This window comes from Sphingomonas bacterium, from assembly GCF_903643035.1.
Taxonomy (GTDB): domain Bacteria; phylum Pseudomonadota; class Alphaproteobacteria; order Sphingomonadales; family Sphingomonadaceae; genus Sphingomonas.
On record NZ_CAHJWW010000121.1, the window covers coordinates 1 to 8,742 of the forward strand.

9 protein-coding genes and 1 pseudogene are annotated in these 8,742 nt (G+C 64.4%); 2 read left to right on the forward strand and 8 right to left on the reverse strand.

Features of this window, described 5'->3' with window-relative positions:
* The 3 genes and pseudogenes from HUV01_RS08935 to HUV01_RS08945 form a co-directional block, all read right to left on the reverse strand.
* A pseudogene (locus HUV01_RS08935) lies at positions 1–755 on the reverse strand (methylase); the annotation flags it as partial.
* Between the two features lie 37 nt (positions 756–792).
* A complete protein-coding gene (locus tag HUV01_RS08940; RefSeq protein ID WP_174297940.1) occupies positions 793–1,650 on the reverse strand; it encodes a DUF7146 domain-containing protein in 858 nt (285 codons plus the stop codon).
* A gap of 9 nt (positions 1,651–1,659) precedes the next feature.
* Positions 1,660–1,884 carry a hypothetical protein gene (locus HUV01_RS08945; protein ID WP_174297941.1) on the reverse strand — a complete coding sequence of 75 codons (225 nt, stop codon included), beginning with the start codon at positions 1,882–1,884 and terminating at the stop codon, positions 1,660–1,662.
* Between the two features lie 214 nt (positions 1,885–2,098).
* Here HUV01_RS08945 and HUV01_RS08950 point away from each other — a divergent pair, with 214 nt between their 5' ends.
* A complete protein-coding gene (locus HUV01_RS08950; RefSeq protein ID WP_174297942.1) occupies positions 2,099–2,368 on the forward strand; it encodes a hypothetical protein in 270 nt (89 codons plus the stop codon).
* A 3-nt stretch (positions 2,369–2,371) separates the two neighbouring features.
* On the opposite strand, the gene HUV01_RS08955 is transcribed toward HUV01_RS08950, so the two are convergent.
* A complete protein-coding gene (locus tag HUV01_RS08955; RefSeq protein ID WP_174297943.1) occupies positions 2,372–3,664 on the reverse strand; it encodes a hypothetical protein in 1,293 nt (430 codons plus the stop codon).
* A 113-nt stretch (positions 3,665–3,777) separates the two neighbouring features.
* Between HUV01_RS08955 and HUV01_RS15320 the strand changes: the two genes are divergently transcribed.
* A complete protein-coding gene (locus HUV01_RS15320; protein ID WP_217430964.1) occupies positions 3,778–4,638 on the forward strand; it encodes a lytic transglycosylase domain-containing protein in 861 nt (286 codons plus the stop codon).
* Here the strand turns inward: HUV01_RS15320 and HUV01_RS08965 are convergent.
* The 4 genes from HUV01_RS08965 to HUV01_RS14945 all read right to left on the reverse strand — a co-directional run.
* Complete coding sequence (locus HUV01_RS08965; RefSeq protein WP_254606521.1) at positions 4,635–5,561, reverse strand: replication initiator protein A; 927 nt, start codon at positions 5,559–5,561, stop codon at positions 4,635–4,637. The two genes, HUV01_RS15320 and HUV01_RS08965, sit on opposite strands and share 4 nt — an antisense overlap.
* Before the next feature lie 164 nt (positions 5,562–5,725).
* Positions 5,726–7,171, reverse strand: coding sequence for a plasmid replication protein RepC (gene repC / locus HUV01_RS08970; protein ID WP_254606522.1), 1,446 nt, complete (start codon positions 7,169–7,171; stop codon positions 5,726–5,728).
* 456 nt (positions 7,172–7,627) lie between these two features.
* The gene (locus HUV01_RS08975) at positions 7,628–8,158 is read right to left on the reverse strand and encodes a hypothetical protein (RefSeq protein WP_174297944.1); all 531 of its coding nucleotides are present in this window, start codon (positions 8,156–8,158) and stop codon (positions 7,628–7,630) included.
* Positions 8,159–8,539: 381 nt separating this feature from the next.
* Positions 8,540–8,742: hypothetical protein (locus HUV01_RS14945; protein WP_217430965.1), on the reverse strand; the 203-nt coding region annotated here is incomplete at its 5' end.

Sequence of the window (8,742 nt, forward strand, 5' to 3'; positions counted from 1 at the left end):
CCGGTCAGGACGGCCTCGTAGGCGGCGCGCACGCGCGCGCTCGGCGTGAACCAGTCGGGCATGATCGCCACCACCCGTCCGCCTGGGGTGACCCGCCGGATCGCCGCCTGCAGGTGACGCATGGCGGCGAGATCGTCGGGCCCGTGCCCCAGGCTGCGCGCGAACGGCGGGTTCATCAGCACCACGGTTGGGCGCGGCAGGCTGGCGTGGAGGCTGACCAGCGCCGCGGCGTCATGTCCGGTGATCGTGGCGGCCGGGAAGATGGTGGCGAGACGCGCGCGCCGCCTGGGGTCGAGCTCGTTGAGCTGCAGCGCGCTCGGGGTCGGGGCCTGCGCGACCAGAAGGCCGTTGCCGGCGCTCGGCTCCAGCACGACGTCGGCCGGGCTGATCGCCGCGAGCAGGACGGTGATCGCGGCGATGTCGGCCGGGGTCGAGAACTGCTGGAGGTCGAGCTGCTCCTCGCTGCGCACGGTCTGGGTCGGCAGGCGCTCCATCAGCGCGCTCGCCGCGGCGACGTCGGCGAAGCCGGCCAGCGGGAGACCCGCGGAAGCGAGATACAGCGCCAGCGCGTGCTCCAGGAGCTCGAAGCTGTCGCGCTGCGTCCAGCGGCCGTCGGCGTCGCTACCGCCATGGACCGCGATCATCGCCTCATTTAGGTCCTTGCGGGCGATCGAAGCGCCGGAGGCGAGCAGCGCCGCGATCGAGCGGGCGGCGGGCAGCTCGTCGACGGGGGCGATATCGAGCAGGTCGGGCATGGTGGTGCTCCTCGGTCTTGCCACCACTGCGGCGGCCTCAACCGCCCGCTCCCCCTCCCCTCTCCTGAACCTCGAGCACCCTGGCCCAGTCCTTGTGATCTTCGGGCACGTCGACCTCGATCATCCGGCCGGGGGCGGCATGGGCCTCCAGCGCGCGCGCGACGGCACGCCGGCCGGCCAGGTCGTTATCGCCGGCGAGGACCAGGCGGGTGACGCTGGCGGGAACGTCCACCAGATCGAGCCGGCGGGAGCCGAAGGTCGCCCAGCAGGGGTGGCCGCGGATCCGCGACCAGGCGCGGGCGGTCTCGAAGCCTTCGGCGAGGCCGATCGTCGATGCGCAGCCACCGCCCTGCCAGGCGGCATGGCCGAGCGTGCCGAGCGTCGCCTTCTCCCTGTAGCCGGCGGTCTTCGGATCGAGGAAGATGCGCTGGAAGGCCATCAGGTGGCGTCCTTCTCGCGCGCCCACGAGCAGCGCCGGCAGGAAACGCGTGGTGGGCTTCGGACCCAGCGGGCAGCGTGGATGGAAGCGCACGTCGGTCGGCATGGGCAACAGGTGGCGCGTCGCGAGATAGCGCTCCCCGAGCGTGCCCGGAACAGGGCGGGCCTCCGCCCATAGGCGGTCGATGTTGGCGGTGCGGGTGGCCGGCTCGACCGGCGGAGGCGCATGGCGATGGGAGAGCGGGATCCGCCCCAGCTCGCGCAGCACGTCCTCGGGGTCGCAGCCGGCGAAACAGGTGACCAGGATCCCGCGATCGCCTTGCCGGAGCGATAGGCTCGCGGTCCTGTCGCTATGCGCCGGACAGCGGCACATGGCGGCATTGCCATGCCAGGCACCGCCGAGCGCGCCCACGAGGTCGACCAGCTGCTGGGAGGGTCGGTTGGCGATGAGTGCCATGGCGCGGACTCAATCCACGCCAGGCGTGAGACGGGTGATGGCGTAGAAGGCCTGGTCGGTCGCGAACCATGCCGCGACCGCCTGGGCATCCGCACGCGGATGGTCGGTGCCCGACCGCACGGGTTGCAGGCGGACGAAGCGGGTCAACGCGTCGCGAGCCGCGTCCTCATCCCGAAAGCTGTCGATGATGTCGGGCTGACCGGACCGACGGATGAGGAGAATGACGGGTTCCATGGGGAGGGTGCCCCTCGTTTGCCGGTGCGGGCCGCATCCGGTGGGTTGCAGGCTCGGCGCTCTCGACGCCTGCCCTCGCCCTCTCCCTCCACTCTTCTGTTTCGCGGATTATCGGCCGGAGCGTTTACGTTCCGCTGAAAGTCCATGGTTATAACGCCAGGGAACTCGAAGAAGCCCTTGATGCTTATCGAATCGGATCAATTACGAGGTGGTCATGTCCCAGTTCAGCCCCGTCGAGATCGCGAACTGGACGGCGATCTATCTGGCCACGGCGCTGTGTTGCGGCATCGCCATGACCTTGTCGATCAGTGTTACGGCCCATGGTCTCTGGAAGGACCGTGCATGGAGTGAGCTCGGCTCGTTCCGCGGCGCCGCCCTCTTCCTGCCGAAGGCGTGGTGGCGTTGGCAGAAGCTCTACATCCTGTCGACGCCGGTGACCCTCGGGATCATCGGCTGGTTCGCGGCGACGATGCACTGGAACTGAAGGCTAGATATCGAGAGCCGCCAGCAATTTCGTTTGGGCGTCGGTTCCAACGATCTCGGCTGGCGTGACCGTCGCCAGATCTCCCAGCAGCCGCATTCGCGGATGCGTGACAGCCTTCGCGGCGTGATAGTCATCGGTGTCGAAGCCTATGGCCTCGATCAATAGCGTTCTCACCTCGCCGGTCGTCCGTGAGCGCGCTTCGATGAAGAAATCCGGTCGGCACGGTCCGAGCCTCGTCATGGTATCGAACAACGGCTTGCTGATCGCCACGTCGACGCCTTGGGCGTGAAGGATCTTCTGACAGTCGAGCAGGCAGCGCGTCGTTCTGCGCTCGAAGTCGCTTTCCACGGGTATGAACAGGCGTCCGTTGAGGATCGGCTGAGCGTACGCGCGCAGCGGCGCATAGCCGCGTGACTCAGGATACTGACCGACGACGACCAGGACGAGGTAAGGCCCGGCTATGTGGTTGCCTCGAACCGACGGCGACTGCACCCGGTTCGCGATCGCGATGGTGTCGCCTCCCGGCAGCGTGATCTCGTGCCCTTTGAAGTGCGGCGCGTAGAGCAGCAGGAAGCCTTGTGGGGCGTGATCTTTCGGCCAGCGCGGCGCCAACTCTCGCAGCTGCGCATAGGCAGCCTCCGATTGCAGCGCGCGAGGATGGGTCCAGAACGCGCGCGCCAGTTCGATGCAGGGAGCGATCTCGATCTTGGTGGCGGCCGCGCAAAGGTTCGCGAAGGCTGCCCGGATCGACCACTCGTCACCGTACCGAAGCGGCGCGACGAGGTTGGAGCCGCCGGCGTCCATCAGTCGCCATAGCAGACGGGCCAGCCGCGGCGTCGATGCCTGACGATGGCGATCGTCGTTGGTATCGTCCTCCGGTGCCTGCGCCAGTCGCTCCGGTGCCGGCCGCAGGACCTCGAAGAACCCTGATGGAGGATCCGCCGGCGTCAGCCGCGATCGTGCCTCGGTGATGCGCAGCGTCACTTGGTCGCGGAAGAAGGCGCAATCCGCCCGATGTTCCGGACGCTTCGAGCTCGTCAAGCGTCGGAGGTAGTAAGTATCCGCCTCCGACAGGAACGCCGGTGTCAGGATCGGGGGCCACGTGCCCTGACCGAGGCAATCGCACGCGAGCCACTTGTGGCCGATCCGCGCCTGCTGGACGAGAGTGATCCCGGCCTGCTCGTCATGGTGCGTTCCCTGCCCGACGTACCAGCGAACGAGGGCCTGCCGCAGCGGGACCGGCAAAGGGATACGGCTGGCGCCACTCCCGTCGGTATCGCGATCGATGAGCCACATCGGACAGCTCCTGGACGAGCCTACCGACACTGTTCGAGGCCGGCTCGCCCTATTGACAATGTCGAGCGTGCTGATCTCCAGTCAACTGAAACCAGCATGGCGGGGCTGTTCCGATGAAGAAGATGTCGATCCTGATCCCGGTTCTGGTGACCGGGATCTGTTCCACGGCGAGCTATGCCCGACCAGCGCGAGCCACGGCGCAGCGCGGTGTCGAGTTGATTACTATCGGCGGCAACACGAGCATGGCCAATCCCGCGCCGGCCGACGTTTCGCCACAGCCCGGTCTGCAGGTGAACGAGTTGAGCCGACGCGCCGTCGAGTTCCGAATGGCGCAGGCTCTTGCCGAGATGTCGTCTGACCACGGTGCGGCTCTCCCCGCATCTCCCATGGGCGCATTTCCCATGGCCACAGGACCCGTGGCTCTGACTTCGACGATCGTGACGCCAACCTGGATGCGCACTATCGCGCCCCTGCCGGCCACGATGACGTTCGTGCCTGGATGCGGGGCCTCGGCGTATCGGCCGACTGGATTTCTCACCGGCGCGGCCGAGAGACGACGCGCGGCCTACTATGGGCTCATGAGCAGCGTGGCGTGCGAGCAGGGCATCCCGGTCGGTTTGTTCGACGCAATGATCCTGCGAGAGAGCGGCTACGACCCCGCCGCGATCTCCCCCAAGCAAGCTTTTGGCTTCGCGCAGCTGATGCCCGCCACCGCGAGCGCGCTCGGCGTGAACCGCTACGATCCGCTCCAGAACATGCGCGGCGGTGCTCGATACCTGCGTCAGCAGCTCGATCGGTTCGGCCGGGTGGAGCTCGCGCTTGCCGCATACAACGCCGGGCCGGGTCGCGTCCGCAGCGGCATGGCGCCCGCGATCACCGAGACGCAGGCCTACGTCACTTCGATCCTCGCTAACTGGCAGCGGATCTCAACGGCCGGGGCGGCCTCGCACCCAGAGATCATCGCGACCCGTTAAGCGGTCTCGATCTGTGCGGCCGGCTGACGGTTGCGAGGTGTGAACATGACCATCGTGTCAGGTGTACCGATCCGCCGACCACGCGAGTCATAGCGCGTTTCCGCAGGAAGGACGTCGCGGAGGCTGATTTTGTATTCGGGTAGTGCATCGTCCGCTTCGACGGATCGGAGGTGCTGCTTGAATCGGTGAGCCGATCCGGTCGAACCCACCTTCCTGGCCAAGATCTCAAACGGCAGCTCGATGGCCTCTCCGTCGCAGTGGCAATGAGCGATCTCGTACAGGCGGCGTTCGATCGTCCCCAACCGGAAATACTCGTGGTGGTAGTGGTAGATATGGCCGTCCTTCTCGATAGCACGGTGCAGCCAGGGACATAACCGGACCTGGACGACGCGGAGTGGACCCTGCTCACCGTTCGGCAGGACCGCATACTCTGCCGTCGCCTCCGACAGCCACGAGAACCAACCTTTCTCGATCTTGGAGCCAGTCTGAATGTTCGTCCTGATCTGCGTTCCCTGAAGACGCTCGAGAGCATCCGTGAAACGGTCGTAATCCCGCTTCGATGGTCGCGCGACACCCGTGATGCGGAAGAAGTCGTGCGCAGTGAAGGTGAAGTCCTGCTCCACGGTCTTCCCCTCCTTCTTGGCCTGCGCCATCAGCGACGCGACGTAGAGAATGATCTCCTTATCGTACATCGTAGCTATTCCAGCCGCACTCGGCCTGATCTCAATACTCGCCGAGCCGATTGTAAAGTGCAGCTCCTTTTGGACCGGCTGCTTTGCAAGAGCGAAGAATGGGTAATCCATTACGCTACGCTCGCCGCGAACCTTTCCACGAAGCGGACTGTCGGGCTGATAGAGATTGCCTTGTCGCACCACCACCGCTTTGCTTGCCATCACATCCCCCTCTGGGCGGCGCTCGATCACTTTCCGTTCCATAGCGGCTGGGTCAGAACGACGCACCGATTGAATGACGATCTACCCGAAAGCACGAGTTTTGAAGGCCGTAGGCTGGTTGCGCTAGCCTGCCGGGTACGCCCATGCTTGGCAACGGTTGGTTGACTCGTGCTTTCGGGTGATCCGTCTACCGTTCATACCTTCGAGCGGTAATCCGCCTCCGAGCGGGACAGCTTACCCGATAGCACGAGCTGCCGTCGCATCGCAGACCGCGTCAGAGCGCCGAAGGGCAACGGATCGCCACCCTCGCGCAGCGTCGTCATGGCCGAGGAACGACTGACATCCTTGAGGCCGTGGAATGTCCTGCCAAGGTTCAGCTCGCCCTTGGAGGCGCGTTCGCTCATACCCCGCAAGTAGGCGCCGGGACGATCGACGTCGCCAGCCTGGTACTTCTGAAGAGTCGCAATGATTGCAGCCGCGGCACCGCGTTGCCCCATAAGTCGGTTCGCCTCCTGCCAAGCGTGACGATGGATTCGGTGACGGGAGGCCAGTTCCTCCGCCAATCGAACGATCTCGCTCCAACCCCTCCGCCCGATCTCCCTCGCTCCGCACAATCCAGTCGCAACGGCCTGGATGAAATCGGGATCGACCCCGTGTTTCTCGAGGTCGTCCTCAACGGCTGTTGGCTCCTGGGGGTCAAGCGCCCCCCCAAGACGACTACTTGCTTTCTCCAAGCCATTACTTGTAGCTGCTTTAGCAGTTTGAAGTTCGGTTGTAGTTGTAGAGAGGACGCAGTCAGCGGCATCGGTGGATGTAATATTTGTTGACTCACGAGAAACGGCTTGGCTGTTGGCGACGTGCAAAGCGCTGGCGAGCCGCGCTTCTAGAGCCCGACTGCGACCCTCAATCTCGTCGACACATGAAGTCAGCAGGGCCATGTCCCTGACGCCGCGCATCTGCCTTGCCGCAACCTGGGCCAATGCGAGTTCATCGGCCGCACAGGAATCCGGGATTTCGTGATCTAAAGCCGCTTGGGCCAATGTTGCCGTTCGTCGGCGCGCAGCGGTCAGACGCCTCTTGAGGCTGTCAATCGCCTCATCCTCCTCCGCCCCTCGCTTCGCGATCCCTGCGAACTCGGCCATTCGGGTGCCGATCGGGCTCAGGACGATCCCGTAGGCCCATTTGATGGATCCATCGGCCGCTCGTGCGCCGCCACGATGACCACTGGGGCTGTCGCGGTGGCTGACGAGACGGAGTGCGACGGCTCTGTCCAACAGGTTTTGTACCTGGCGCACCTTCAACCCCAGTTTTCTGGCCAGCTTGTCGTTACGCGGCCATACGATCGGCGTCTGCGATGACCGCCAATCCTCTGGCTGCGTCCATGCGAACAGCGCGTCGATCAGCTGCACCACGCGGGCCGGGACGTCGAGATAGCTCGCCGCCCGCTTGAACGCCGCAAGCGCGTGGCCTGGGCCGGCACCTTGTGGGAGGCCGCAGAACGCTCTCGCGAGCTCCTCCGCTTGCGCCGCGGCGGCGTCGAAACGGCGGAAACCCGCTCCAGGACGGAAGGCATACGTCATCAGCCCGAAAACTCCCCGTTGGGAGCCGGTGCGGACACAGAAACCCTTGGCGTGAGTCACGCATTGAGCTTGCGGGTTCTGAGAGGTTCGGCTAGGTGGTGATTGCTACCTCGCCCCTAGCGGGCACCCCGAAAAGCCCGGCTTCGGCCGGGTTTTTCATATCAGCACGGCATCTCCCTGCACCTGATGTGGCACCGTCGGGGGCGTGCGATCCCGGCCGGTCTCGCCCACTCCGACCGCGTCGCGCCTGAAGGGCACGATTCGGCGATGAACGAGGTCTCAGCTTAGCAAGTCAGCCACCGCCGTCGCGGCCGAAGGCTCGTGCTATCGGGTGGAGCGACAGGAAAAGACTCGTGCTTTCGAGTGATACGTCGCGCGCTCTTCAAGCGGTACTCGTGCTTTTAGGTACATCGTCCGGCATCCGAACGCCGAGGCGGTCCGGCGACGCTTCTCGCGCGAGACGGCGGCGTAGGCTCCGCGGTCAGCCTCATACCCGATCTCGTGGTTCTCCGGCTCTTATCGGCCGTGTCGATCGCCCGTCAGAAGCTGGTCGAGCCTTAGGCCACGACGACTGGCGATCTCCTGGAAGTTCGTCTTGATCGTCCTCAGGACGGCTTCCTTCAGCACGAGCCCGTATTCCTCACGAACGTCGTGGTGCTCAAAGCCTTCGATGTGCTGGATTGCGGTGAACACTTGCCCTGGCAGTCCTCTGAACAGGCTCGACAACATCGAGGCTATGGCTACGGTCGCCTCAAACCCTTCCTCCGTGTTGAAGCCCATCAACTCGGTGACCAGCGTCGCTGTATACTCATCAACGCTCAGGGCCTGAAAAATAGCCTGCTTTTCCTGCAGCCGTAGCGGTTTGCGCTGGGCCGGATCGCCGCAGAGGAGGCGCTGCATGCGGGATCGGCTGATCCCCGTCTCGTCGGCAAGCCACCGCTGGCTACGATTCGCGAGTTTCAGTTTGGCGACGATGTAGTCGGGGTAGCCCGCGACCGTGGTCGGCGCCTCTGTGGCGGCCTCGAAGATCTGCAGCGCAACGCTCACCAGTAAGCCCTCCCCGCTTCGAGTTTTTTAATCTTTCAGAAAGGAGCTTTGCAACCAAAAATCCTCGACCGCGTTGTGGTTCACTCGTGCCGATTCGCGCGAAACCCGACTATTTTGGCCGTTTCCGAAGGGACTGGCTGTAAAGCTCGGCTTCCTCCGCAGACAGGCCGAGTTTCATCACTATCTCAGTCGAATGGCGTTCTGCGATCCAGTCAAAGAGTAGCATGTTGATTCCCGCTGAGAGCTGACCCGGGGAGTGCCAAGTTTCCGCTGAGAAGTGACCCATGTTTTGACCTTTTCCCTGGCTGTTGGGTCGGGGGACGAAGGAGTGATCGACATGGCTGTGGAAAGGCGTCGAAACCGGACCCCGCGTAAATGCGGCTAAGTCATTGCAACGGAAACCAGAATAGAGGTTTTCAGGGGGTCCCGATCGGCGCCGATCGGGACCCCCTTGAACTTCATAATAACGAGCACTCCCAGTGGCTTTCCTGCCAAATAGCGGGGGCCCTGTAGCGCGACGATCTGGATGAGAAGCGCGCGGCGATCAGGATGAGAGCTGATTGTCGCGGCGTGTTGAGGTTGGC